Raw genomic sequence first — 25,004 nt, 5'->3', positions numbered from 1 at the left:
AAGAGGAATAAATGCTCATCCCTACCGTCATTGAAACTACCGGGCGCGGCGAACGCGCTTACGATATCTATTCCAGACTTCTCAAGGAACGTATCATCTTTTTGGGCACGCCGATTAACGACGAAGTGGCAAATAATGTCATGGCTCAGTTGATTTTCCTGGAATACGAGAATCCGGAAAAGGATATCACGCTGTACATAAACAGCCCGGGCGGTTACGTGTCGGCAGGGCTTGCCATTTATGATACCATGCAGCATGTTCGTCCGAATATCGCGACCATCTGCATTGGTAGTTGTGCTTCGATGGCCGCCGTGCTCCTTGCTGCAGGTACGAAGGGCAAGCGCTATGCGCTCCCGCATTCCCGCATCATGTTGCACCAGCCGTCGGGTGCTGCTACCGGTCAATCTACAGATATTCAGATTACTGCAAAAGAAATTATCCGTACCAAGGATACCCTTACCGAAATTGTTGCAAAGCACACTGGCAGGGCTGTCGACGAAGTCCGCGAAAAGACGGACCGCGACTTTTACATGGGCCCCGAAGAAGCAAAGGCTTTTGGTGTGATTGACGAAATTTTTGTGCCGCGTAAAGAAGGTGTTTAATGTATCGTAGTGGCAAAAACCACCCGGCCGTGAGTTGCAGTTTTTGCGGAAAGCCGGCAGAACAGGTCGAAAAGATGATTACCGGCGCCGGTGCGTATATTTGCAGTGACTGCATACGCATGTGTAGCCGTATCTTGGAAGAAGACCTCGCGCGTACGAAACAGGAAAAGGAAGCGAAGGAAATTTCCTCGAAGCCGCTTCCGCTCCCGACCGAAATCAAGGCGCATTTGGACGATTTTGTCATTGGGCAGGATCGCGCGAAGATGGCGCTTTCTGTGGCCGTTTACAACCATTACAAGCGTCTCCGCTACAAGCAGACTCACAAGTCCAAGGACGATGTCGATGTCGAAAAGTCGAACTTGCTCCTGGTTGGCCCGACTGGTTCGGGAAAGACGCTTTTGGCGCAAACGATGGCTCGTTTTTTGGATGTTCCGTTTACCATTGCCGATGCTACAGTTTTGACTGAAGCTGGTTATGTGGGTGAAGATGTCGATAGCATCATTGTGCGCTTGTTGCAGGCTGCCGATTACGATGTGGCGAAGGCCGAACGCGGCATTATCTTTATCGATGAAATCGACAAGATTGCACGTAAGACGGCGAACCCTTCCATTACTCGCGATGTGAGCGGTGAAGGCGTTCAGCAGGGACTTTTGAAGCTTTTGGAAGGTACGGTTGCATCCGTCCCGCCGAAGGGTGGCCGCAAGCATCCGGAACAACCCCTTGTGCAGGTGAACACGAGAAACATTTTGTTCATTTGCGGTGGCGCCTTTGAAACGCTCGACAAGATTATCTCGCAGCGCGTGAACCAGGGTGGCATGGGCTTTGGTGCCGAAATCCACACGGCAAGCGAAAACAGCTTGAGTGAACTTTTCAAGCAGCTTGAACCGGAAGATTTGATCAAGTTCGGTCTCATCCCGGAAATTGTTGGCCGTTTGCCGATTGCCGTTGCACTTGAAGAACTCGACGAAACTGCCTTGATGAACATCTTGACGCAGCCGAAGAACGCCCTTGTCAAGCAGTACAAGAGCTTGTTCGCTATGGACAACATCAAACTTGAATTCGAAGACGATGCCCTCAAGGAAATTGTTCTCGAAACGATGACCCGCAAGACGGGCGCCCGCGGCCTCAGATCCGTGATGGAGCGCGTGTTGCAGCAGGCGATGTTCAAGATGCCGGGTTCTGGCGAAAAAACATTTACCGTGACGGTCGAGATGGTGAAGGAAAGTCTTTATTCCAAGCCTACCTCGGGTGGCGGGGCTAAGAAATCAAAGACTGGCGTAGCCTAGACAACTTCATTACCTCGCAATTTTGCGAGGTTTACTAATTTTATAATATGGCTTTTGACTTTAATAAAACGTATCCGTTGCTCCCGCTGAGGGATGCTGTTGTTTTTCCGCTGACAACGAGACGCATTTTGGTAGGTCGCGAGATGTCTCTTCGCGCCTTGGAATTTGCTGAGAACCATAACAATGAAATTATTTTGGTTGCACAGAAAAATGTGGAACAGGAATCCCTCGACAATCCGATGCTCGACCTTTACACGGTGGGCGTGATTGCTCGCGTGGCGAATGTGACTCCGTTCCCGAACGGCTGCGTGAAGGTTGTCTTGGAAGGCGATTCCGTGGTGGACCTGCGCTCGATTATTTTGCGCGACGGATTCTTGCAGGTGACCGTTTCTGCAAGGGAACATTTTATTAAGGCCGAAGACAAGTGCGAAAAGTTTGAAGATGTGCTGAACATGTTCCGCGATTACGCGATGCACAGGAACATCGCGGAAGGCATGGTCGAAGCGCTCTTTACGATGGATAGCCACATCAATGCCTTTTACGGGATGATCCCGTTCCTCTCGATTTCGCTTTCCGAGAAGCAGGCGCTTTTGGAGATGGAAACGATTGATGCGCTTGCAGAGCGTTTGATTAGCTTGATGCAGGTGGCGCAAGAGAACGAGAATGTTCTGATTCGCGTGCAGCAGAATGTTCGCCAGAAGATGGCGCAACAGCAAAAGGAATGGTTTATTTCGGAGCAGATCCGCCAGCTGCAAGATGAACTGGATGGCGAAAACGGTGGCGCTTCGGAACCGGATCAGCTGCTCAAGAAAATCAAGGCCAAGAAGTTTAGCCAGGCGATTGAAGAAAAGCTCGAAGACGAAATCAGCCGCATGCGCATGATGCAGCCGACATCGCCGGAATATGCAGTGAGCCGCAATTATGTGGACTGGTTCTTGGCGCTGCCTTATGGCGTTTACACCGATACCGTCCTCAACATGAAGAAGGTAAAGGCGGAACTTGATTCCAAGCATTTTGGTTTGGACAAGGTCAAGGAACGCATTATGGAATACGTTGCCGTGCTGAAGCTTACCGGTACGGAACGCCGCGCTCCGATCCTTTGCCTTGTGGGCCCTCCGGGCGTGGGTAAAACAACGCTCGTGGAATCGATTGCTGCTGCCATGCAGCGTAACTTTGTCCGCATTACGCTTGGTGGCGTGCGCGACGAGGCCGAAATCCGCGGACATCGCCGTACTTATATCGGTGCCATGCCTGGCCGATTCATTCATGCATTGCGCCGTGCAAAATGCATGAACCCTGTGATTTTGCTTGACGAAATCGACAAGATGGCAAGTGACTTTAGAGGCGACCCCGCAAGTGCCATGCTCGAAGTCTTGGACCCCGAACAGAATCACGATTTTACGGACCACTTTATGGAAGTGGGGCTTGACTTAAGCCGTGTATTGTTCATTGCGACCGCAAATAGCGAAAGCGAAATCCCTGAAGCCTTGCGCGACCGCTTGGAAATCGTGCGCTTGCCGGGCTACTACCCGCATGAAAAGTTGCAGATTGCAGGCCAGTATTTGCTCCCGCGTATTTGCGAACGTACCGGCGTAAAGCTTAATGAGCAGATTAGCTTTAGCGACGAAATGATCAACGCAGTGATGCGCGGCTGGACCCGCGAAGCGGGTGTGCGCGAACTTGAACGCACTCTTGAAAATGCGGTGCGCCATCGTGCAAAAGACATTGTGATGGGCAAGAAATTCAAGCCGGAAATGACGGAGAAAGTTCTTCAGGATTACCTTGGTGCTCCGCGTTTCCTCGACAACCAGCTGCCGGAACCGGGTCGTCCGGGCGTTGTGACTGGCCTTGCCTGGACAAGTGTCGGTGGCGAAATTCTGCCTATTGAATGCATGCTCTTGAGCGGCAAGGGTCAACTCATTTTAACCGGTAAGCTTGGCGACGTGATGAAGGAATCGGCACAGATTGCTGTTTCGCTTGTCCGTGAACGCTTGCAGCGTTTTGGCATTGATCCCGCAATTGTGAAAAAGACCGACATCCACATTCACGTGCCGGAAGGCGCTGTGCCGAAGGATGGCCCCTCTGCAGGTATCGCGCTCACGCTTTGCTTGCTCAGTGCGTTTACAAAACAGCCGATTGCACCGGATATCGCGTTTACGGGTGGAAAAGGCGCTTGCTGCACTTGCCGCTGGCGTGAAGACGCTCCGCTTGCCCGAAGGCAACAGGAAGGATGTGGCTGAACTCCCGGAACCGGCAAAGAAGGGCCTCAAGATTTATCCGCACAAGCATATCGACGAAATCGTGAAGATTTTGTTCAAAATGCCGAAGGTCGCGGGCCAGGCGAAAGACGAGAATGCAGCGAAGGTTGGTGAGCTTGCCGAACCATCCGAAACGAAAAATGCTGACGCAAAAGTTGTCAAGACTGCCGCAAAACCTGTTGCGAAGAAGCCCGCGAAAAAATCTACGAAGAATGCGTAATTAAAAGTCCCACAAGTCCAGTTATCCTTGATTCGTCATCCTGACCCTGTAAAGGGGAAGGATCCAGGGATTTTCTATTTATAAGCGATTGAAAAGTAAAACCATTTAGTATTATACTAAATGGTTTTATTAATGTGTATGACTATTTTCCTTTTTCTTTGGCGTAGGCAGAGGCCTTGTCAACAAAATTTTGCAGATCCATTTTGTCAAAATGTTCACGTTGCCATTTGGTATAGTCAAATCGTTCTCTTTGGACAGCTGCGATAAAATACTCAGTGTCAACAACTCCGAGTTCACGGATAAGGCATTCCATTCCTCTGGAAAGCAGTTCAATTGTTGCAGGTGGAGTGATTTCAGTTATCATTTTCAGCACCTCCGCTTATTAGATTAAGGAACTCTATGGGGTTGAGTAATTTTACTGAATTGCTTTTGTATTTAAGCATCCGCTTGTCTGTACTTAAAAGATAATCACAATTCATTAATTCTGCACAGGCGATATGTTTTTTTTTAGGCATGTTTCTATAAAGTGTCTAAATATGACAGTTACATAATATATCTTTATATTGAGGTTATATTATGAAAAAATGCGTGATAATGATATTATTTTTCTGTACTCTTGTTTTTGCAGGAGATCATTATTCAATTACGGAAAAAATTTTTTGGGGATTCTCTTGGCCTGAATATAAGATTTATAATGAAGCTAGATCGATAAGAAAAAGTGTTCAGCGTCAAACGCAAATTATGGAAGATAGTGAAGATGATGGTGGATGGCAAAAATCATATATGTTCGATGAAACGCGTTTTTTCGATATGATGAGAGAATATTATGAGGATCGTTTTGGAACGGATAGGGCTGTCGCATACGCTTTACTAAAAACTTCCGAAAAATATGGCAAGAGTATTTTGCGGATTAACCGTATGGTTCATATGGAAACTTGTCCGGAACAGGTTTTGACGGATGGTGAAATTGATGTGAAAACCATAGCAATGGTAAAAGAAATTGGATTTCGGAATATTTCGGGTAAATGGTTTTATGATGGTGTTAAAGTCAATATGGGAAATCCTAGATCTATTCCATCTTCTGTGAAAAAATATCCGCGTGTTGAAAAAGTCATTTATGCTTCTTTTTTTAAACCGAAAATTTATCCGTCAAAGGAGCGTATAGCTCATGTCAGTATCAAGACGAATTTGCCAGATGGATTTATAGCTTACGCAGAACTACAGAATGAACGCGTTGATAGTTTGGTTTATCAAGATACATCCGCTGTAGTAAAGAATGGTACTATTGATATGTCTTTTGGAACGTCTGAGAATCCTCTTGAAAAAGGTCTTTATTCAGTTTCTTTAAGGACTGCGGCTATGATGATTACCCAAGAAGATCCAAATGTATTAGATAAGGTTGGGCAACATGGAGAATTTTTATGTGGTCGATATTCTTACTTGCCTTGGGGTTTGGGAAATCAGCTACAGGCAAGAAAGTTATTTCTGTTTGAAGTTCGCTAATGAAAATGTTAGTAAAAATTATATCGAATAGTATAATGCTACTTGGTATAATTAATTTATAGTTCCTTGCCGATTTATTATCTTTTAGCTGAAAATTGAATTTTAACCTCAAAGCGCCGCAGGCGCGATTTATACCTAACCACTAATCACTAACCACTGTTTACTGCTACTATGGAATTTACTCTTGACGAAATGCGCGAGCACCTTGCAGCTCTCGAAGCAAGGATTGGCGAGGCTTGCAAGATTGCGGGCCGCAGCCGTGATTCGGTTAAGCTTGTGTGGGTGAGCAAGTTCCACCCGGCAGAAGCTGTGGAAAATGCGATTGCTTTGGGTGCAACGGACTTTGGCGAGAACCGCGTGCAAGAAGCGGAACTCAAATTTTCCGAGCCGCGCACGGCAAAGGACGGAAGCCGCGTGCGTTGCCACGTGATTGGCCCGGTGCAAAGTAACAAGCTCAAAAAGGCGGCGCTTGTGGCCGACTGCATCCATTCTATCGCAAGCATTGAAGCGGTAGAAAAACTGGAGAAGGTCTGTGCTGCAGCTGCAAATGGCGAGGGCAAGGTTCTCGATATTTTGTTCCAAGTGAACGCGGGCGAAGAAGAAACGAAGAGCGGCTTGGACGTTCACGAAGCCGAAGCTTTCTTGAACGATCTTGCTGCAAAAGCGGGTGCTGCCACTGATGATGGCAAGAGCGAAAAATTCCCGCATTTGCGTTTCCGCGGCCTCATGACGATTGGCAAGAATACGGGTGTTCCAGAAGATAGCCGCGAGTGCTTTGCGTTCTTGCGTGGGCTTCGCGACAAGTTCTTGGCGCGCGGTGGCGCCTTTGCAAAATTCGATCAGCTTTCGATGGGCATGACGCTTGATTTGGAAGTCGCCATCGAAGAAGGCTCTACGATGATTCGCGTGGGAACGGCACTCTTCGGCGAACGCGACTATAGCAAACAATTATAGACCGTTCGCGCTAAAGCTAAAGGTGAAGTGTAATATGCGCTCACTCTCGCAATCGTTCTTGATTGATATCAAGAACTTGTTGCTCACAAACGATCCCACATAGTGAAAGCCGTCATTCTGAGGACTGAACGTCCGATATACGATACTTGGGGCTTTGCACCTTAGTAGAGTTAAGCTTTATGGGCTAGAATCCAGTTATTTTTTATATCGCGATTTCCATGCCGGTGTGCATTTGTTCGACTTTATCGCCGAGTACGTCGTGCAGAATTTCGTAAGCGCGCTGGCCGGTGCAATGGCCTGTGTATATTTTTTGCACGTTCAAATCGCGGAGGCGTTCGGCGAATGCTTTCACGCGGTCGTCTGGCGTGCGGAACAGATGGAATCCGCCGAGGATGGCGTAAATTGGCTTGCCGGGGAATGTCGCTTCGATTTCCTTGATGATGTTGTCGGCACCGCCGTGGCTGCAACTGTTCATGATGAACAGTCCTTTGGGCGTATCGAAAACAAGACTTTGTTCGTGGTCGAAACTGTCGGGGCGGTATTTGCCGTTTTCCTTGACGCTCATGTGGGCGCGTTTGCCGATTTCATCGAGGTTTGGCGTCTTGTGGCCGACGAGGGCTATTCCTGGGAAAATTTCAACGTCGCCGTTGACGAATACGATGCGTTCGGCATTTTTCTTGAGCGTTCCTTTGCGGATGCCGATGTATTCTTGGTACGTGAAAAATTTTAAGAATTTGTGCGTATGGTAACAGTTTTCGCGGGCGGCGTCGCGCAAGTAGAATTTGGCGTGGTCGTTCTTTCTGAAGAATTCCTGCATGCCATCGGCGTGGTCGTAGTGTGCATGGCTCAAAACGCCGGCATCAATTGAAGCGAGGTCAATTCCCATGAAAGCGGCGTTCTTGGCGAATTGTGCGGAGGCTCCTGTGTCGAGCAAAATGCGCTTGCCGTTGAATTCGGTGTAGACGCAAAGGCCCCATTCACCCTTTAATTGCTTTTGCGAAACTTCGACTGTGCAAGAATCGCAAGTGTTGCGAATGTCGCGAACGTAACCGCTGATGTTGTCTATGAGAATTTTGATTTTCATTTTTCTTTTTTTGGGGGGGGAGGGGGATTCCCGGTCGAGCCGGGAATGACAAGGACGCGGGAATGACAAGGACGCTGGATTGACGAAGTGTGACTGTTAATGCTGCGAACCTTTACTGGATTCTTCGCGTTGCTCAGAATGACGGGTGAGGAGCTATTGCATAAACGCCTTGTAGAAATTCAAAAACTGCTCAGGGCTGAGTTCTTCGGCGCGGATGGTAGTGGGCCAATCCAAAAGTTCGATGGTCGTCTGGATTTTTTTCTTGTCGTAATTTCTGCCGAACGAATTGGCAAGTGTTTTGCGCTTTTGCGTGAATGCGGTGCGGACAAAGTCAAAGAATCCGTCGGGCGCTTGGATGGCATCTTCGCGCGGTGTCAAAAGCATCGTGGCGCTATCGACATTCGGCTTTGGCGTAAAATGTTCTGGACCGATCTTGCGCAAAATTTGCGTGTTTGCGAATGCGGAAACGAGCACGGAAAGGCTCCCGTAATTGCTGGAGCAGGGCTCAGCGCAAATGCGTTCGGCAACTTCGAGCTGCACCATTCCCATAAAGCCCTTGGTCAAATGCAATCGCGGCATGAGCCCTGCAATAATGGCTGTACTTACGTTGTACGGCAAGTTGCCGGTAACCCACGGCTTTTCGTGTGCATCCAGGAATGCCTGCAAGTCGAACTTTAAAAAGTCGATGTTGACAATGTTGAAGTTCTTGTAGTCCTTGAACTTTTCTTTCAAGACTTCGACGCACTGCTCGTCAATTTCGACAGCGGTAAGTTCTAGCCCGCGATTGAGCAGGTGTTCGGTAAGTGCGCCGTGACCTGGCCCAATTTCAAGAACGAATTCACCGGCGTCAGCGGGTAAATCGCCTGCGATGGCGGTGGCGGTTTCGACATCCAAAAAGTTTTGTCCGAATTTACGGCGGCGTGCTCTATCCATGATGCCGAATATAGAAAATGGTGTTGACGCTTGCGTGTGGTGCGCAACGTCAAAAGTTTGTAAATTGGAATCAATGTTTTCGAGAATAATCATAACGTGTTTTTTGGTATGCGGCGTGGCTTTTGCCGATGGGCTTTCTTTTGCGCTTTCACCGTCGCAAAATGCACTCGCAGAACAGATTACTCAAAAGACGATGGAACTCGACTATGTCGAGGCGTTCAATTTGGCGCGCAAGCTCCGCCTTGAAAACGATGGTGTGGGCTGCCTTTTTCAAGGCATCATTGGTGTAAGCCTGTACGATGATAAAGGCGATACAGCCTCGATAAAGGCCGCTGCTAAGAATTTGAAATCTTGTAAGCTCGAAGGGCTTTGGGATGCTCTCCGTAATTATGAAATCGGGTATGTTCTTTTGGAAACTGGCCATGCCATCAAGGGCGCTTTGCAAACGCGTTCGGCAGCAAAGTTGTTCGAAAAGTCTTCGGATTTGGAGTCGCAAGCATTTTATGCTGTTTATGCTTACTTTATAGACAATAGCTTAGTTTGGCTTCCGTTCAAATCGGATAATCGCGAAACGTATCTTCAAATACTTAATGAGGCATCTCTCAAGTCGAAACGTTTTTGGCCGCTGTTCTTGACACCGCTCATTTGGATATACTTCGATCGTAAGGATTTCCAAAAGGGTTTGGAACTTGCTGAACTTGGTCTTAAAAAAGCGCCAAACCATCCGATTATGTTCCAAATCAAGGCGGACATGCTCTATAGACTCAAACGCTATGACGAAGCCGCTGCGGCTTACGAGAAAAGTGCCGCCGATTATCTCGCTCGCACTGGGAAATCCATTCGCTACTGGAGCGCGGTATTGAATCTAATCCGCATTTACCATGATGCTGGCAACGAGACCAAAGCTAGTGAACAACGTAACAATCTCAAGGACGCTGAATATAAAAAACTTGAAAAGTGGATGCCCAGTTGGATCATGGATGATCTCAAAGACCGCAAGTTGATTTAACCCCCATATTGAATCCAAATAGTTTTTAGCATCATCTAGCTTTTTCTATCTTATCCTTTGTAAAATCATTTGGTGGTTTTAGCGGCATTTTAGGAAGATGCATTTTGACATTTGCTATCCTAATCACTAGCCACTAACCACTAATCACTATTTCGAGGTTTTCTATGTCCGTTGCGATGCAAGATGTGATGAAACAGTCCGGGGTGGCGTTTGGTACGAGCGGTGCCCGTGGTCTCGTGAGCGCTATGACCGACCGTGTGTGCTATGTGTACGCGCGTTCTTTTATCAAGTACTGCGAAGCGTCTTACAAGTGCGAACATACGATTGCGATTGCTGGCGATTTGCGCCCGAGTACGGAACGCATCTTGAGGTCGCTGGTGCAGGCTGGTACCGATGCGAACTGGAAGGTCATTTACTGCGGTCGCATCCCGAGCCCGGCGATTGCGATGTATGGCATCGATAAGCATTTGCCGACCATCATGGTGACGGGTAGCCACATTCCGGCAGACCGTAATGGCATCAAGTTCGACCACCCGAATGGCGAAATCACGAAGGCCGACGAACAGGGAATCGTGTCGCAGTCGGTGGATTTCGACGAAGCACTTTTTGGTGCGGATGGCATGTTGAAAAATGCTCCAGAACTTCCGGCGGTTGAAGCGGAAGCCGAAGCAAATTACTGCAAGCGTTATCCTGACTTTTTCGGTAGCGATGCTCTGCACGGACTTACGATTGGCGTTTACCAGCATTCCGCTGTGGGCCGCGACATTGTGGTGAAGGTTCTCGAAAGCCTCGGTGCGACGGTAAAGCCGTTTGGCCGTAGCGATGTGTTTGTTCCGGTCGATACCGAAGCCATCCGCAAGGAAGATGAAGAACTTGCCCGCGAATTTACGCACAAGGATTACGTGGATGCTGTGTTCAGCACCGATGGCGATTCGGACCGCCCGCTTTTGGCTGACGACGTGGGTATGTGGCTCCGTGGCGACGTGCTGGGCATCCTCGCTGCCCAGGCGCTTGGTATCAAGCGCATTGCAACTCCGGTGAGTTGCAACACTTCACTCGAAAAGTCCGGCAGTTTCGAAAAGATTTGCCGCACGCGCATTGGTAGCCCGTATGTGATTGCTGGCATGGAAAGCCTGGTCGATGCAAACGACAAGAGTGTAAGCGTTGCCGGTTATGAAGCAAATGGCGGCTTTTTGCTCGAAACGGATTTGACTCGTGAATTTGTGAAGGGCGACAAGCGTGAATCTCGTACGCTCAAGGCTCTCCCGACGCGTGACGCGCTCCTCCCGATGATTGCCGTGATGGTCATGGTCCGCGAAGAACGCATGTGCGTTGTGGACATTCTCCGCAAGTTGCCCAAGCGCTTTACCGTGAGCGACCGCCTCAAGGAATTCCCGACCGAAAAGTCCAAGGCGAAGCTTGCCGAAATCCGCGAAAAGAATCTCGGCGAAAAGCTGTTCGGTGCGCTTGCTGCAAAGCCTTCCAAATTTGCAAAGGACAAGACGTTCCAAGGCAAGATCGTTTCCTTGAACGAAGTCGATGGCTACCGCATGGAATTCGATTCCGGCGACATCATCCACTTGCGCCCGAGTGGCAACGCTCCGGAATTCCGTTGCTACGTGGAAACCGAAGGCAAGGACCGCAGCGCAGAACTCCTCGCCGAATGCCTCAAAATTATGGAAGGCTGGCGGAAATAGGTGTGAGCTCGGGGCTTGCGCCCCTATGAGCGATGAGGTCGGACCTTCGGTCCTTTGAGTGTTGGTGCTAATGAACCTTTGAAATTCGATGGAATTTTTATCTAGGCATACAGCTCATAGCTCAAAGCTCTTTGACTACTTAGTGCTTTAGCACTTATGTAGTCATGATCCGCGAATGGGGAGAAGCGACCTCATACCTCGAGCCCATTTACTGTCTACTGTCTACTTCCTACTTCCTACTTTTTTGTATCTTATACCTCGTATGTTCAAAAAGATTCTTGCGTTTGCGCTTACCGTAGGTTCCCTCGCGTTTGCTGGGGAGTATTGGCATTTGGATCCGGGTGGCGTGACAATGAAGTTCTTGTCGATGCAGGTTTCGCCGCGTGCGGCTGCTCTTTCGGGCGCTGGCGTTGCTGATCCGGGCCGCGTTTCGGAAGTTTCGCGTAATCCTCTTGCGATGAGTGTGGCTAACGAAGCTGAATTTGGCTTGAGTCAGGTGATTTTTGGCGAAGGCGGTGCCGATAATTTTGTTTCGGCTTATTACGGACTGCCTATTGCGGATAAGTTTACCCTTGCATTTGCGGTTGACTTCTTAGGTTACGACAACATCGAAGGCCGTGACGAGAATGGTCTCAAAACTTCGGAATACGGTTCTTACGCTTGGTCGCTTTTGGCCGGTTTCGGTAGCCGTTCCAAGATTTTTAACTGGGCGGCTTCAATGCGTTTTGCAACGCAGACGATTGACGATGAAACGGGTTTCCTTTTCTCGTTTGATGCTGGCGGTTCTTTCCGTTTAAACCAGTATTTTGCTTTTGGCGCTAACTTTACGAATCTCGGTTTTGCAAGCAAGTATGAGTCCGAAAAAGAAGCGGCTCCGCTTGCGCTCCAGGCGGGTGTAACTGGATTTATCCCGGTTCTTGATCGCTGGATGATTCATTTGTCTGTAGATGCGTATCGCCGTGCCGATACAAAGGCGCAACTTTTGATTGGCGGTGAAGTCGTTTATTTTGACATGCTTTCATTCCGCATGGGCTATGCGTTCCGCCCGGATACTGAAGATGCAATTAGCGGTGGTCTTGGCGTAAAGTTTGGCCGGATTGTATTCGATTACGCTTACAGCCCGCGTCCTGCGTTTGAAGGCGGCAACCACTACATTGCTGTTGGCGTAAAGTTCTAGTCGCGTTAGACGAGCGAACACTTTCCAAAATTTTCGCATGAGTTCCATTCTTGGAGCTCATGCTTTTTTATTTGGTAGCAAAGGCATCCGCGACTGATTTTTAATGCCCTTGCGGCTCTGCACTTGTTTCCTTTGTTTTCGTTTAGTGCTTTTTGAATAAACGCCCAATTTGGCGCCGATGCTCGTGCGGTTTGGTATGCAAAATTTTCGTGAATATCGTTTAACGTTGTCTGTGAAAATTCTTCGGAGAGGATTTCTTCGAGTGAAATATTGTGCTGCATTAAAAGCGCGTAACGCTGTAGAACGTTTTTTAACTGGCGGATGTTGCCTGGCCAATTGCATTTGGATAATTCCTTGATTTCGTTTTTGCGTAGCGGGAATTGTTCTGCAAAAGTTTTGGCTGTGATTTCGCTCCATAATGTTGCGGCAATTTCTGGAAAGTCGTCTCTGTTGCGAAGCGGCGGGATTACGATGGGGAAGGCGCTTAGCCTAAAGTACAAGTCCTTGCGAAAATTGCCATCGCGGATTTCGTTTTGCAAGTCCCTGTTCGTGGCGCACACGAGCCTAAAGTCAACGGGTTCGTTTTGCGTTGCCCCCAGTGGGAGTACGGAACGTTCCTGCAAAATGCGCAAAAGTTTGCTTTGCATGTCGAAGGGCATTTCCCCGATTTCGTCAAGAAAAAGTGTGCCTCCGTTTGCAGCCTGCACAATGCCCTGATGGTCGATGGATGCTCCGGTGTAGGAACCCTTCTTGGCGCCTTCCAGAAGGCTTTCGGCGAGATTCCTGGCGATGGCGCCGCAGTTGAGTGCAATGAACGGCCCGCCATTCCGTGGACTGTGCTCGTGGATAAACCTTGCCGCAATTTCTTTGCCGACTCCGGATTCCCCTTGCAAAAGGACTGGAATGTTTGATTTTGCGGCGATGAACATCAATTTTTCGTGTTTCTTCATAGATTCTCTTGGCCACTCTGTTTAGAGATTCCCTACTTATAAACACGTTTTTTTTACTTGTTTGTCCTGTAAATTTTTGTTAGTCAATTTGCCGTGCACCATTGACACCTTGCGCGTCTTTTTTGACGCCTACGGCGTCCGTGGCTGCGGCTCAAAGATGCGAAAACAGGTTTTCGCGCCTTGCTCGCCTTGCACACTTTTTCTATCTTTGTCCGCGCGGCGGTAAAGTGCCGCTGCATAACCAAGTGGCTGGCCAGATGGGTAGGCTTGGGCACGACAATCGCGAGGAAAGCGGTTGCGCTCGAAGCTGAGAGGTTTGGTGGCCCAAAGGAAAAAAAATGTCTAGAATCGTTTGTAAGTTCGGCGGCTCTTCCGTTGCCGATGCAGGTCAGTTCAAGAAAATCAAGGCCATTGTCGAAAGTGACAAGAACCGCAAAGTCATCGTCGTTTCTGCTCCGGGCAAGCGTAACCCGAAAGAAACCAAACTGACCGACCTCCTCTACAGCACATACGACCTCGCTTCCAAGGGACTCGACTTTTCGACTCCGTGGAACCTGATCCGTCAGCGCTATGACGAAATCTGCAAGGATTTGGGTCTTGAAGACAAGCTTACCGAAGACCTCGACAGTCTCGAAGACAAGCTCAAGAACCATCCGGAATCCGTGAGCACCGACTTCCTCGTAAGTCGCGGCGAATTCCTCTGCGCACGTCTCATGGCCAAGTACCTCGGTGCAAACTTTGTCGATAGCTACCCGCTCATCACTTTCGATGACAAGTATCGCATTGCCCCGAAGACCTACGAAGAAATTGCAAAGGCTCTCGGCGACGAAAATCAGTTGTACGTATTGCCGGGCTTCTATGGCTCTAACCTCCGTGGCGAAGTCAAAACCTTCAGCCGTGGCGGTTCCGACATCACTGGCGCAATCCTTGCCAACGGCATTGACGCTGCCAAGTACGAAAACTGGACCGACGTTTCGGGTATGCTCATGGCAGACCCGCGCATCGTCGAAAATCCGCTCCCGATTGAATACGTGAGCTACCGCGAAATTCGCGAACTCGCTTACTCCGGTGCAAGCGTGCTCCACGACGAATCCATCGCTCCGTGCCGCGCGAAGAAGATTCCTATCAACATCCGCAACACGAACCGCCCCGAAGACGCTGGCACCATCATTGGCCCGACTCCGGAAAGCGCAAAGCTCCCGATCACGGGTGTTGCAGGCCGCAAGGGCTTCTCGATGATCTACATCGAAAAGTCCATGATGAACAAGGAAGTTGGCTTTGGCCGCCGCGTGCTCGCTGTGCTTGAAAGCGAAGGACTCTCCTACGAACTCTGCCCGAGTGCAATTGACTCCATGAGCATCGTCGTGGATTCCAAGGCTCTCGATGCCGTGCAGGACGTTGTCCTCGAAGACATCACGCAGCAGATGCGTCCGGACCGTATCAAGATTTTCCCGGGCATCGCTCTTATCGCTACCGTGGGTCACGGCATGACGAACAAGATCGGTGTTGCTGCAAAGCTCTTTACGGCTCTCGCAGAAAGCAAGGTGAACGTTCGCATTATCGACCAGGGTTCTTCCCAGATCAACATCATCACGGGTGTTGACGAAGCCGATACTGAAAAGGCCATCAAGGCTATCTATGCCGCTTTCGTAAAATAACGCCAATGGCGTCATCCTGAGTGGCGAAACCACGAAGGACCCAGTGACATTTTCAAAAACGACTCGGAATAAAATCCGGGCCGTTTTTTGTATTTTTAGAACGAGGTCATCGTATGAGTGAAAATAAAGTATATGAATCGAAAACGAAGCTGTGGCTTTGGGGCTCATATGTGGGCATTTTTCTGATGGCGACTTATATAGGTTGTAATATACAGGCTTTGATGAACTCTGGGGCCTACAAAGGTCATGAATGGTTCTTTATTTGTTTGATTATCTTTGAGTTTTATATTTTGTTTGTATTTTTCCACTTGTATCCTAGAAAAGTTGAAATCCTTGAAGACGAATCTGTGCGCATTACTTTTTTACTTGGAAATTCTGTGGCATTGAAGCCCAATAGATTTAAAATTATAAGATTGAAAGATCATATTCCATTTATTAAGGGTTGGTCGGGTTTTGTGTTTGTTCGAGGTCGATTTTCTTTTTTCAGCCTTTCAACATTTCCTGAACTGGAAAAGTATTTGAATATTAAGGGAGATGTATGAGTGGATGCGTTGCAAAAAATTGTATCTTTGCGTTAGAAAATTTTGAATGAACGAAAAATATTTAATCCTATAATAGAGGGGTCAAATGAGCGAAGGAGAAAAATTTCAATTCAACGGTAATCAGACTTTACTCAGAGTTTGCGTTATCGTGTTCATTGTGAACTTGTTGAACCTTGTTATCAACATGGCTGTTATGGCAGGGCGTGGCGGATTTTTCAGTTCGCTGTGGAGTGCACTTACAACTTCATCGTTTGAAGATTTGCTTGGAATGGGTGGGCTATTGATCGCGTCGGGAGTTTTCATTCCGTTTGTGTTGGGTGTTTTGGCCGTTGCTGTTTTATTTGCGCTAGGGGTATTTGCGTTTGTCAAAAAGAACGTAAAGGTTCTAAAAATATTGGCCGTGCTGTTCCTAATTTGGGCTGTCTTGGGTGCTTTTGCCGTCAGTTCCATCAATGCTTTAACGGAAAATGAAATAAGACAAGTTAATATTGCCCAGAATCTCATTAACTTGATTTTTAACGTGAACATTGTCGTTGCTGTGGCGGCGTTCTTTGTGGCTTCTAAAAAGCATGATGAAAGCGAGATTGCCATTGCAGATGAAACATTTAATTTAGGCTTATTCCGGCTTTGCGCAGTCTGTTTTATTGTGAGCGGATTGAACAGCTTGACGCATTTTGTTTTTATGCAGCCTCCTGTGTTTCAACTTGCGTTCTTTGGCGTTGTTAATCTAGCGGTTGGTGTATTTGCACTTGCAAAAAAGAATGTCGTGGCTTTAATGGTCGGCTCTTTAATGATGCTTTTCCAAATTTTATTGAACGTAATGTATTTTGTTCGCGTTCCTGAAATGGATTCTTATGTTGCGTTCACGTTTATTTTCCATACCCTTTTCAATACGTCAACTGTGATTGCTATTGCGGTATTCTTTATAAAACCCGAGTGGGTGAAATCGTGCCTGCAGAAAATAAAAGGGTGATTGATGCAAAAATTGCCCGCTGATAATTCCGTTTTTATGAAAATGTGTAATTTTTCTGAAAAATTGGGCAGGAAAATGTGTATATTTATTAAAAATTGGGCAGGAAAATGTGTTTAGACGGAAAATTGATAAAATACTAGAAGATTGGCTGCATGAACCCCACCATAAACCTATTGTTGTGAAGGGAATTCGACAGTGTGGAAAAACAAGTAGCGTGATGGATTTTGCTACACGTCATTTCAAGCATGTTGTTTATCTTGATTTTCGCGAACATCCGGATTACAAGAAGTTCTTTACTCCGGATGTTTCTGTATCCTCCGTCGTTATGCGTATATCGGCAGCGATGCCTTCTGCTGAAATTGAACCTTACGAAACATGTTTTATTTTTGATGAAATTCAGGATTGTCCACTTGCACGCAGTTCTCTCAAGTATTTTTACTTGGATGGTCGTTTTGAAGTCATGTGTACGGGTTCTTTGCTTGGAGTTCATGGTTACAGGACTAAGGAACTGAAAGATGAGGCTGATGCGTCTATACCTGTAGGCTTCGAAAATATTGTTGAAATGGTTCCGATGGACTTTGAAGAATGGCTTTGGGCTAATGGCATAAAGCCGATGCACTTTGATTACCTCAAAGATTGCTTGCAGAACGAAATGCCTGTTGATTCGGCGCTGCATGATCGTTTTCGTGAATTGCTCCATCAGTATGTGATTGTCGGAGGCATGCCTGAAGTTGTTACAACGTTTTTTGAAACGGGGATTGTGGGCAAAGTGCTTGCTGTGCAGAAGAGGATTGTCGATGAATATAAAGCTGACATGGTGAAGTATGCCGCTCCTGCAGATAAGTCTCATATTCGGGAGTGCTTTGAATCCATCCCTGCTCAGCTTGCCCGTGAATACAAAAAGTTCTCGTATAATGTAGTGCGTACAGGAGGCCGTGGCCGTGATTATGCAGGTAGCCTGCAATGGATTGAAGACGCGGGAATTATTCGTCGGTGCTACAATATTCAAGCTACGGAATTGCCTTTGGATGGCAATCGAATCCAAAGCGAATTTAAAGTTTATATGTCCGATATCGGGCTGCTTATTTCAATGCTCGAAGATGGAACGCAATCTAGTATTTTGAGTGGAGATTTGCTTGGCTATAAGGGCGCTATTTTTGAAAATCTGGTTGCAGATTTGTTTGGAAAAATGGGCCGTAAGCTTTATTATTACCATAAGGACAGTAGCATTGAACTAGACTTTGTTATGCGGTATCAAGGTAAGTGTACACCTGTAGAATGCAAGGCGCGTAATGGAGATGCAAAGTCGTTGAAGACGGTCTTGAAGAATTTTGAAAAATACCATGTGGAGCAGGCGATAAAACTTGGTGATTACAATGTTGGTCGTAATGGGGCCGTGCTTACGCTTCCGCTGTATATGGGATTTATGTTGACTGTGGTGTAATACGATTTATTCTTCGAACGGTCTGACTCTCAGCGTGACGCCGAGTTCTTCGCAAATTTTGCGGCACTGCTTGATTTTTTCTTCGGGCATCACTTTTTCTACAACGGTCATGATGACGTTCGGCACATGGAATTTTGCGAGTGCTGCAAATTCTTTCAGCGCGTCAAACGACTTGATGCCAAATCTCGAACGTGTGAGTTCGAGGAATTCTTCGGCGGTCGGCGCGTTCATCGAAATCGAAACGGTATCGAAACGTCCTTCAAGTTGCGGCGTGATGTCTTCGCCGTGAATCAAGTTGGCAAGTCCGTTTGTGTTGAGACGGACCTTTAATTTCGGGTATTTGCCGCGCAGAAAATCGATAACTTTGCAAACGTCGTGCAAACGTTCGAGCGGTTCGCCGTAGCCGCAAAAGACGAGTTCGTTAATGACGGACAAATCGTATTTTTCAAAAATGCCGAGCACGCTTTCGACGCTGGGTTCGCCACCTTTGAGCCAAAGCGAATTGCCTTCCATCATTTTTTTTGTCTGGCGCAAGCAAAAAACACAGCTGCACGGGCAGCGGTTAGTCATGTTCACGTAAATGTTTTTGCCTGTAATATCGCCGCTGTTCGCGATGTCTAAATAGCCGGCTTCTCCGACGTTTCCAGTTACGGTATAAACAACCATTTTAATCCTCCATCAAGTCGCGGAGATACATTTCAAAGCAAAGTCCCCAGTGCGTGGGCACGTTGTTGTCTTCGCAGTAGCGCAAACACTTGGAAACGAATTCGGCCGCCTTTTTGACGGATTCGTAAAAATCATGCCCGTTCAAATACATGCCGGCAATGATTGAACTGATGACGTCGCCGGTTCCGCTGCGGTCGCCGCCGATGCGGTCCACCATCACGATTCGCGGTTCTTCGCCTTTGCTGTAGACGTAGTTCATGATTTGCTTGCTGTTGTAGCGGATGCCCGTGACTACGATATGTTCTGGGCCTTGATCTGCAAGTTTTTGACACATGCAAGCAAGCTCTGCATCGTTGAATCCTTCTTCGCGGTATTTTACATCGGTCAAGGTGCAAAGTTCGGTGAGGTTCGGCGTCAAGATATCGGCGTAACGGACGAGTGCTTTCATCTTTTCGCACAAACTAGGCGTGTATGTTTCGTAAAGTCGCCCGTAATCACCCATTACCGGGTCCACTAATGTGAATGTGCCGTTTTTCTTGAATGTCTTGAAAAAGTCAATCACGATATCGACTTGCTCTTCGGAACCAAGGAACCCAGAAGCGATGGCGTCGAATGTTAGATTCAAATCCTTGTAGGTTTGAATGTAATCGCGCATTTTTGAAGTGTAATCGTCGAAGTAGTATTCGGGGAACTGCGTGTGCGCCGAAAGAACAGCGGTTGGAACTGTTACCGCTTGGATTTTCATAGCCGAAACGATCGGTGCCATAACTGCGATGGAACACCGACCAAATCCTGTAACATCATTAATTAACGCGATTTTTTTTTGTGACATGACAGACTATAATTTAAAAAATGTATAAGTCATTCTCGACCCTGGAGCGTAGCGATAGGGGAGGGAATCCATACGGTTTATTTTCTCTCCGACAGTACCCGCACGGAGGCGAATGCCGCCGAAACGATGACTGCAAGGAGGGTCGGGCCGAGAAAAACGGAATCGAAATGTTCTGCCACCTGGTAAGCGATAAAACCGGCGAGCCAGGCGAAAATGTTCCAGAGCCAAACGCCGAGCGATTCAGTACGATCCTTGGAGAAGTAGAACGAAACTAAAAGAACAGCGGCCATCGGGGCAAACACGGAAGCGATCAAGTAAAGGAAGCTGATGTAATGTTCCATGATTCCCGAAATCGCAAGCGCAGCGCTCAAGAAACTCACGACGACACCTGCAATTTTTGGATTTATTTTATTGTAAATTGCCTTGGAAGATTCGCCTGCGGAGTTTGCCGCAAGGAAGTTTGTCGTCACGGTCGAGAGTACCACGATGATGATTCCCGGGATGCCGAGGCCGGCAAGTAGAATGGCTTGCGCGATGTTATTGCTTGCACCAATGCCCGAAATTTCGATACCGATGATGTACATCCAGAGGCTTGCAAAAGAATAAGCGATGGCAGAGATGGCGGTCGCCTTCACGGGCTTTTCGGCATCCTTCGTGTAGTCCGAAATGACCGGCAACCAAGAAATCGGCATGGCGATAGAAATTTCGAAAATGTTCCAGAACTTGAGCGCGGTGGCGGTTGCAGCGTTTCCAGCGGCACCTGCAACATTAGCGGCGGCACTTGAACTGCTGCCGAGACCGAATAACTTAACGGATAAAATTGCAAGCAAAATAGTAAGAGCGGCCATCACGATGGTTGTCACGTTTGCGGAACGGCGGATGCCTACGTAAACCCAGGCGGCGATGAGAGCTGCGAGAATCACGCACGTGAGCGGGAATGAAATCGGCAAGTTGAGTCCTGCCAATGCCGAAGCGCCCTGAGCGTTCAAAACAGCGACCCAGGCGAGCAACTGGAATGTGTTCAGCGCGGCGAAGAACTTGGAACCGTATTTGCCGAATGAGGATTTGGTCGTTTCCATGGCGTTCAGGCGAACGCGCGCGCCGATGAGGCCCACGAAAAAGAGCAATATGCCGCCCAGAATGTGCCCAAGTACGAGCGGGAGCCAAAGCGAATCCCTTGCGGCGGCTGCGCCAATTTCTATACCCGCTTCGATTTCGGAAACGGAGATGGCGACGCCAAACCAAATAATACCATTTGCAAAAAGTCCTGTGCGTTTTTCCATGTTGCGCCTCCTGTTGTTTGTCATCCCGGACTCCGTTCTGGGATGACCTTTCAGCATGTCACCCCGGCCACTGTGCCGGGGTCGCCTTTATTTCAAATACGGCACAAAGATAGCAATGGGGTGGGGTGGTCGCAAGCCCCTTTATATATACTACTTTTTTATGCTGAGTTATAGATTTTTACTATAGAAAATGGGAAGTGATAGTTTATACTTAGTACGTGGTTTTTGTAATTTTTGATAGAATGCAATGTCGAAGCATGATCCGCCATTTTCCGGCAATAAGAAATCCCCGCGGCATTATGCACACGGGGATTGATTCGTTTACCGTCATTGCAAGGGTTTGATCGATAGACTAGAGCGAACTTAGAATCTGTCTATCAATGAAGATAGTTGTAGCCTAGCAACGACAGTAGAGGTGTAAGTTTTTTGCGAATTGTCATCCTCGTGAATACGAGGATCCATACATATTTTCACTACTTCTCTTCGCGCAGTTTCTTGGCGGCGGCGACGAGGTTCTTGAGGCTTGCCGTGGTTTCGGTTTCACCGCGGGTCTTGAGGCCGCAATCCGGGTTCACCCAAACATTAGCCTGCGGGACCTTCGCGATAATCTTGTGGAGAGCATCGACGATTTCCTGTTCGGACGGCACGCGCGGAGAGTGGATGTCGTAAACACCCGGGCCCACCTGCGTTTCGAACTTGGCTTCGTTCAAGGCGTCGAGCAACTTGAGGTCAGAACGGCTGGCTTCGAACGTAATCACGTCAGCGTCCATGTTGTCGATGTCGCGCACGATGTCGTTGAATTCGCTATAGCACATGTGCGTGTGGATCTGCGTTTCGGGCTTGACCTTGGCGTGAACCAAGCGGAATGCCGGAATGGCCCAGTCGAGGTATTCCTTGTGCCAATCGCTCTTGCGGAGCGGCAACTTTTCGCGGAGAGCGGCTTCGTCAATCTGGATAATGCGAATGCCGTTCTTTTCGAGGTCCAAAACTTCGTCACGGATGGCAAGGCCAATCTGCTGTGCCTGCGTCTTCAAGGAAACATCTTCGCGCGGGAACGACCAGTTGAGAATCGTGACAGGACCCGTAAGCATGCCCTTCACCGGCTTCTTGGTGCAGCTCTGTGCGAAAACGGACCATTCAACCGTAATCGGAGCGCTGCGGCTCACGTCACCCCAAACGACAGGCGGCTTCACGCAACGGGTACCGTAGCTCTGCACCCAAGCGTTCTGCGTGAACACAAAGCCGTCAATCTTGGAACCGAAATATTCCACCATGTCGTTGCGTTCAAATTCACCATGCACAATCACGTCGAGGCCAATTTCTTCCTGCAACTTGATGCATTCTGCGATCTTCTTTTGGTTGAATGCAACGTACTGTTCCTTGGAAATTTCACCCTTGCGGAATGCGGCACGGTTGGCGCGGACTTCGGCAGTCTGCGGGAAGGAACCGATTGTCGTTGTCGGGAATGCCGGCAACTTGAATTCTGCCTTCTGCACTTCACGGCGTTCAAGGCGGCTCGGCTTGCGTTCGAAATCAGCAGCAGAGAGGGCTGCAAGCTGCTTTTGAACATTGCTGTTTTCGTTGATGCGTGCGCTTGCAAAGAGTGCGCGATTCTTTTCGAGAGCGGCTGCGTCAGCGCTTGCGAGTTCTGCAAGTTCTACGAGCTTTTCTTCGGCGAATGCAAAGTGCTTGAGAATGTCGGCGGAGAGCTTCTGTTCAGCAGCGACCGTGTAAGGCACATGCAAAAGAGAACAAGAAGTGCCAACGACCACATTTTCAGCAGCCACGTACTTTTCAATTTCAGCGAGGAGTGCGTTCTTCTGTGCGTAATCGGCACGCCAGATGTTCTTGCCGTTCACAACGCCTGCGAAAAGAACCGTACCCTTCGGGAAATCTTTCTTCAAAAGTTCGAGAGACTGGAGGCCTTCCACAAAGTCAAGGCCGATGCCGTCAAAGCCGAGTGCGATAACATCTTCATAAACATCGCGGATATCGCCGAAGTAAGTCTGCAAATTGATCTTCAACTTGGCTACTTCGTGAATTTGCTTGATAAGTTCAACGTAAATGGACTTGAAGAGTTCGCGTTCTTCGGCGGTGACGTCAAAAACCAAAGCCGGTTCTGCAATGCTAATCCACTTGGCGCCTGCAGTAGCGAGCTGGTCGGCGAGCTTTGCATAAGCGGCAATTGCTGCTGCTACAAAGTCCTTTGCCTTCTTTTGACCGTTGTAACGTGCGAGATGGAGGAATGTGTAAGGGCCAATAACCGTCGGAATGGATTCAATTCCGGCCAATTTGGCTTCGTTAAATTCTTCGACAGGCTTCTTTCCGACGAGCTTAAGTTCGGTAGCGTCGTCAATTTCCGGAACAATGTAATGATAGTTCGTGTTGAACCACTTCTTCATCGGGAGGGCCTTCACGTCGCCCTTTTCGCCCTGGTAGCCGTGGGCGGCTGCGAAATACTTTTCAAGCGTGCTCAATTCGAGGCTGCTGTAGCGCTCCGGAATAACATTCAGCAAAAATGCGGTGTCGAGAACGTTATCGTAGAACGAGAAATCGTTAGACGGAATGAAGGAAATATTGGCTTCGCGTTGCTTTTTCCAGCCGTACAGGCGAATTTCGGCGGCGACCTTCTGAAGTTCTGCTTCGGAAACTTCACCCTTGAAGAACTTTTCGCTTGCGAACTTGAGTTCACGATTCTTACCGATACGCGGGAAACCAATTACAGATGTTTTATTACTCATAGTGTTTTACCTACCTTTTTACTTTGTTTTTTGAACGCTCCAAATATACCTCCCTTTTTATCATCGGTAAAATACTATTTTTTATACGTTCACCATAGAAAAAATCTATGGTGATTTATAACTGGTTATAAAGTAATCTTATAATGAAAACGAAGGAGAAGTCCCGTAGTACGATATAGAATGACTGCACATGACCAATAAAACCCCATACCCCAAAGCACCGAAGGTGCGACCCCACAACCCCATACCTAATCATGACCCTACAACAACTTAAATACGCCATTGCCATTGCGGACACGCGAAATATCACCGAAGCCTCCAAGCGAGTATTTATCTCGCAGCCGAGCCTTACCGCCTCTATCCATGAACTCGAAAGCGAGCTGAACATTACCATATTCAACCGCTCCAATAAAGGCGTCACCATCACAAACGAAGGCGATGAATTCCTCTCGTACGCAAGGCAAGTCGTGGAACAAGCGACCCTCCTCGAAGACCGCTACAAAGGCGGCAAGGGCGGCAACACCATCTTTTCCGTGAGCTGCCAACATTATTCCTTTGCGGTGAACGCGTTCGTCGATGTCATCCGCAAATTCGGTGGCCCCAGCTACGACTTTACGCTTCGCGAAACGCAAACAAACGAAATTATTGACGATGTCGCCAAAATGAAAAGCGAAATGGGCGTGCTCTACCTCAGCGATAAAAACGAAAAGGTCATCACCAAGCTCATCCAAAAGAACAACCTCGTCTTTGAACCGCTCTTTGCAACACCGCTTCACGTGTTCATGTCGTCCAAGAACCCGCTTGCGAAAAAAGACAAAATCACCCTCGAAGACCTTCAGCCCTATCCGTACCTCACTTACGAACAAGGTGACTTTAACTCGTTCTATTTTGCCGAAGAACCCCTCACTGCCATCGATTTCGATTGCCCGCGAAACATCAAAGTCCGCGACCGCGCCACACTCTTTAACCTGCTCATCGGCCTGGACGGATACACCATCTGCTCCGGCGTCATCAGCCACAAACTCAACGGCAAGAACATCATCGCCAAACAGCTTGCCGTTCACGACAAAATGACAGTCGGTTACGTTATGCGCAAAGGCGTCGCAAAATCACGCTATGCTGAGGCGTACATTGCAGCGCTCAAGAAACATTGTCGGTAGGGAATTTATTTAACAACTCATCAACAATTGTG

General features: G+C 48.1%; 22 protein-coding genes. 14 read left to right on the top strand and 8 right to left on the bottom strand.

Translation table 11 applies throughout. The annotated features are described in order from the left end of the window. The first annotated feature begins 11 nt into the window (after positions 1 to 11). Genes HUF13_RS04090 through HUF13_RS17245 form a run of 4 tightly spaced genes read left to right on the top strand, consistent with a single transcriptional unit; the run spans position 12 to position 4,366 of the window. Complete coding sequence (locus HUF13_RS04090) at positions 12 to 602, top strand: ATP-dependent Clp protease proteolytic subunit (protein WP_173388824.1); 591 nt, start codon at positions 12 to 14, stop codon at positions 600 to 602. Further along, positions 602 to 1,888 carry an ATP-dependent Clp protease ATP-binding subunit ClpX gene (gene clpX, locus HUF13_RS04085; protein WP_173473935.1) on the top strand — a complete coding sequence of 429 codons (1,287 nt, stop codon included), beginning with the start codon at positions 602 to 604 and terminating at the stop codon, positions 1,886 to 1,888. The genes HUF13_RS04090 and clpX overlap by 1 nt, the downstream gene beginning before the upstream one ends. Positions 1,889 to 1,935: 47 nt before the next feature. Continuing rightward, positions 1,936 to 4,128: an endopeptidase La gene (gene lon, locus HUF13_RS04080; RefSeq protein ID WP_304038798.1), complete on the top strand. Its 2,193-nt coding sequence runs from the start codon at positions 1,936 to 1,938 to the stop codon at positions 4,126 to 4,128. Then, positions 4,049 to 4,366 carry a S16 family serine protease gene (locus tag HUF13_RS17245; RefSeq protein ID WP_304038796.1) on the top strand — a complete coding sequence of 106 codons (318 nt, stop codon included), beginning with the start codon at positions 4,049 to 4,051 and terminating at the stop codon, positions 4,364 to 4,366. The genes lon and HUF13_RS17245 overlap by 80 nt, the downstream gene beginning before the upstream one ends. A 142-nt stretch (positions 4,367 to 4,508) precedes the next feature. On the opposite strand, the gene HUF13_RS04075 is transcribed toward HUF13_RS17245, so the two are convergent. Further along, positions 4,509 to 4,730, bottom strand: coding sequence for a hypothetical protein (locus HUF13_RS04075; RefSeq protein WP_173473934.1), 222 nt, complete (start codon positions 4,728 to 4,730; stop codon positions 4,509 to 4,511). Positions 4,731 to 4,942: 212 nt separating this feature from the next. On the opposite strand from HUF13_RS04075, the gene HUF13_RS04070 reads away from it, so the two are divergent. Beyond that, positions 4,943 to 5,869, top strand: a complete 927-nt coding sequence (locus tag HUF13_RS04070) for a hypothetical protein (protein ID WP_173473933.1) — start codon at positions 4,943 to 4,945, stop codon at positions 5,867 to 5,869. A 171-nt stretch (positions 5,870 to 6,040) separates the two neighbouring features. Then, positions 6,041 to 6,823 (top strand): YggS family pyridoxal phosphate-dependent enzyme, encoded by a 783-nt coding sequence (locus HUF13_RS04065; protein WP_173473932.1) that lies wholly within the window; start codon positions 6,041 to 6,043, stop codon positions 6,821 to 6,823. A gap of 202 nt (positions 6,824 to 7,025) precedes the next feature. On the opposite strand, the gene HUF13_RS04060 is transcribed toward HUF13_RS04065, so the two are convergent. After that, a complete protein-coding gene (locus HUF13_RS04060) occupies positions 7,026 to 7,907 on the bottom strand; it encodes an MBL fold metallo-hydrolase (protein ID WP_173473931.1) in 882 nt (293 codons plus the stop codon). Positions 7,908 to 8,060: 153 nt separating this feature from the next. Next, complete coding sequence (gene rsmA, locus HUF13_RS04055) at positions 8,061 to 8,933, bottom strand: 16S rRNA (adenine(1518)-N(6)/adenine(1519)-N(6))-dimethyltransferase RsmA (RefSeq protein WP_304038795.1); 873 nt, start codon at positions 8,931 to 8,933, stop codon at positions 8,061 to 8,063. A 22-nt stretch (positions 8,934 to 8,955) separates the two neighbouring features. Between rsmA and HUF13_RS04050 the strand changes: the two genes are divergently transcribed. The 3 genes from HUF13_RS04050 to HUF13_RS04040 all read left to right on the top strand — a co-directional run bounded on the left by HUF13_RS04050 (position 8,956) and on the right by HUF13_RS04040 (position 12,723). After that, positions 8,956 to 9,849, top strand: a complete 894-nt coding sequence (locus tag HUF13_RS04050; RefSeq protein WP_304038793.1) for a hypothetical protein — start codon at positions 8,956 to 8,958, stop codon at positions 9,847 to 9,849. 164 nt (positions 9,850 to 10,013) lie between these two features. Then, positions 10,014 to 11,546, top strand: a complete 1,533-nt coding sequence (locus HUF13_RS04045; RefSeq protein WP_173473930.1) for a phosphomannomutase — start codon at positions 10,014 to 10,016, stop codon at positions 11,544 to 11,546. 262 nt (positions 11,547 to 11,808) lie between these two features. Next, positions 11,809 to 12,723: a PorV/PorQ family protein gene (locus HUF13_RS04040; protein WP_173473929.1), complete on the top strand. Its 915-nt coding sequence runs from the start codon at positions 11,809 to 11,811 to the stop codon at positions 12,721 to 12,723. Positions 12,724 to 12,728: 5 nt separating this feature from the next. Here HUF13_RS04040 and HUF13_RS04035 read toward each other — a convergent pair whose 3' ends face one another. Further along, positions 12,729 to 13,673 (bottom strand): sigma 54-interacting transcriptional regulator, encoded by a 945-nt coding sequence (locus tag HUF13_RS04035; RefSeq protein ID WP_173473928.1) that lies wholly within the window; start codon positions 13,671 to 13,673, stop codon positions 12,729 to 12,731. A 338-nt stretch (positions 13,674 to 14,011) separates the two neighbouring features. Between HUF13_RS04035 and HUF13_RS04030 the strand changes: the two genes are divergently transcribed. From HUF13_RS04030 to HUF13_RS04015, 4 genes are all read left to right on the top strand, one after another. Beyond that, positions 14,012 to 15,331 carry an aspartate kinase gene (locus HUF13_RS04030; RefSeq protein ID WP_072830594.1) on the top strand — a complete coding sequence of 440 codons (1,320 nt, stop codon included), beginning with the start codon at positions 14,012 to 14,014 and terminating at the stop codon, positions 15,329 to 15,331. Positions 15,332 to 15,444: 113 nt separating this feature from the next. Next, positions 15,445 to 15,873 (top strand): hypothetical protein, encoded by a 429-nt coding sequence (locus HUF13_RS04025; protein ID WP_173473927.1) that lies wholly within the window; start codon positions 15,445 to 15,447, stop codon positions 15,871 to 15,873. 85 nt (positions 15,874 to 15,958) lie between these two features. After that, positions 15,959 to 16,846: a hypothetical protein gene (locus HUF13_RS04020; protein WP_173473926.1), complete on the top strand. Its 888-nt coding sequence runs from the start codon at positions 15,959 to 15,961 to the stop codon at positions 16,844 to 16,846. A gap of 109 nt (positions 16,847 to 16,955) precedes the next feature. Beyond that, positions 16,956 to 18,290: an ATP-binding protein gene (locus HUF13_RS04015; RefSeq protein WP_173473925.1), complete on the top strand. Its 1,335-nt coding sequence runs from the start codon at positions 16,956 to 16,958 to the stop codon at positions 18,288 to 18,290. A gap of 6 nt (positions 18,291 to 18,296) precedes the next feature. On the opposite strand, the gene HUF13_RS04010 is transcribed toward HUF13_RS04015, so the two are convergent. The 4 genes from HUF13_RS04010 to metE all read right to left on the bottom strand — a co-directional run bounded on the left by HUF13_RS04010 (position 18,297) and on the right by metE (position 23,812). After that, on the bottom strand, positions 18,297 to 18,956 hold the full coding sequence (locus HUF13_RS04010) for a TatD family nuclease-associated radical SAM protein (protein WP_173473924.1): 660 nt from the start codon (positions 18,954 to 18,956) through the stop codon (positions 18,297 to 18,299). 1 nt (position 18,957) lies between these two features. Next, a complete protein-coding gene (locus tag HUF13_RS04005; protein WP_173473923.1) occupies positions 18,958 to 19,788 on the bottom strand; it encodes a pyridoxamine kinase in 831 nt (276 codons plus the stop codon). A 77-nt stretch (positions 19,789 to 19,865) separates the two neighbouring features. After that, positions 19,866 to 21,071: a cytosine permease gene (locus tag HUF13_RS04000; RefSeq protein WP_173473922.1), complete on the bottom strand. Its 1,206-nt coding sequence runs from the start codon at positions 21,069 to 21,071 to the stop codon at positions 19,866 to 19,868. A gap of 473 nt (positions 21,072 to 21,544) precedes the next feature. Next, the gene (gene metE / locus HUF13_RS03995) at positions 21,545 to 23,812 is read right to left on the bottom strand and encodes a 5-methyltetrahydropteroyltriglutamate--homocysteine S-methyltransferase (RefSeq protein WP_173473921.1); all 2,268 of its coding nucleotides are present in this window, start codon (positions 23,810 to 23,812) and stop codon (positions 21,545 to 21,547) included. Between the two features lie 254 nt (positions 23,813 to 24,066). Here metE and HUF13_RS03990 point away from each other — a divergent pair, with 254 nt between their 5' ends. Beyond that, positions 24,067 to 24,972, top strand: coding sequence for a LysR family transcriptional regulator (locus HUF13_RS03990; protein ID WP_173473920.1), 906 nt, complete (start codon positions 24,067 to 24,069; stop codon positions 24,970 to 24,972). The last annotated feature ends 32 nt before the right edge of the window (positions 24,973 to 25,004 follow it).

Origin of the sequence: Fibrobacter succinogenes (assembly GCF_902779965.1) — a bacterium.
Taxonomy (GTDB): Bacteria; Fibrobacterota; Fibrobacteria; order Fibrobacterales; family Fibrobacteraceae; genus Fibrobacter; species Fibrobacter succinogenes_F.
Note: the sequence above shows the minus strand (reverse complement) of the source record. Positions and strands in the feature narration are given on the sequence as shown.

Coding starts and splice junctions, on each gene's coding strand:
- HUF13_RS04090 (WP_173388824.1), top strand. CDS start 12: ATGCTCATCCCTACCGTCATTGAAACTACCGGGCGCGGCGAACGCGCT.
- clpX (WP_173473935.1), top strand. CDS start 602: ATGTATCGTAGTGGCAAAAACCACCCGGCCGTGAGTTGCAGTTTTTGC.
- lon (WP_304038798.1), top strand. CDS start 1,936: ATGGCTTTTGACTTTAATAAAACGTATCCGTTGCTCCCGCTGAGGGAT.
- HUF13_RS04075 (WP_173473934.1), bottom strand. CDS start 4,730: ATGATAACTGAAATCACTCCACCTGCAACAATTGAACTGCTTTCCAGA.
- HUF13_RS04070 (WP_173473933.1), top strand. CDS start 4,943: ATGAAAAAATGCGTGATAATGATATTATTTTTCTGTACTCTTGTTTTT.
- HUF13_RS04065 (WP_173473932.1), top strand. CDS start 6,041: ATGGAATTTACTCTTGACGAAATGCGCGAGCACCTTGCAGCTCTCGAA.
- HUF13_RS04060 (WP_173473931.1), bottom strand. CDS start 7,907: ATGAAAATCAAAATTCTCATAGACAACATCAGCGGTTACGTTCGCGAC.
- rsmA (WP_304038795.1), bottom strand. CDS start 8,933: ATGATTATTCTCGAAAACATTGATTCCAATTTACAAACTTTTGACGTT.
- HUF13_RS04045 (WP_173473930.1), top strand. CDS start 10,014: ATGTCCGTTGCGATGCAAGATGTGATGAAACAGTCCGGGGTGGCGTTT.
- HUF13_RS04040 (WP_173473929.1), top strand. CDS start 11,809: ATGTTCAAAAAGATTCTTGCGTTTGCGCTTACCGTAGGTTCCCTCGCG.
- HUF13_RS04035 (WP_173473928.1), bottom strand. CDS start 13,673: ATGAAGAAACACGAAAAATTGATGTTCATCGCCGCAAAATCAAACATT.
- HUF13_RS04030 (WP_072830594.1), top strand. CDS start 14,012: ATGTCTAGAATCGTTTGTAAGTTCGGCGGCTCTTCCGTTGCCGATGCA.
- HUF13_RS04025 (WP_173473927.1), top strand. CDS start 15,445: ATGAGTGAAAATAAAGTATATGAATCGAAAACGAAGCTGTGGCTTTGG.
- HUF13_RS04020 (WP_173473926.1), top strand. CDS start 15,959: ATGAGCGAAGGAGAAAAATTTCAATTCAACGGTAATCAGACTTTACTC.
- HUF13_RS04010 (WP_173473924.1), bottom strand. CDS start 18,956: ATGGTTGTTTATACCGTAACTGGAAACGTCGGAGAAGCCGGCTATTTA.
- HUF13_RS04005 (WP_173473923.1), bottom strand. CDS start 19,788: ATGTCACAAAAAAAAATCGCGTTAATTAATGATGTTACAGGATTTGGT.
- HUF13_RS04000 (WP_173473922.1), bottom strand. CDS start 21,071: ATGGAAAAACGCACAGGACTTTTTGCAAATGGTATTATTTGGTTTGGC.
- metE (WP_173473921.1), bottom strand. CDS start 23,812: ATGAGTAATAAAACATCTGTAATTGGTTTCCCGCGTATCGGTAAGAAT.
- HUF13_RS03990 (WP_173473920.1), top strand. CDS start 24,067: ATGACCCTACAACAACTTAAATACGCCATTGCCATTGCGGACACGCGA.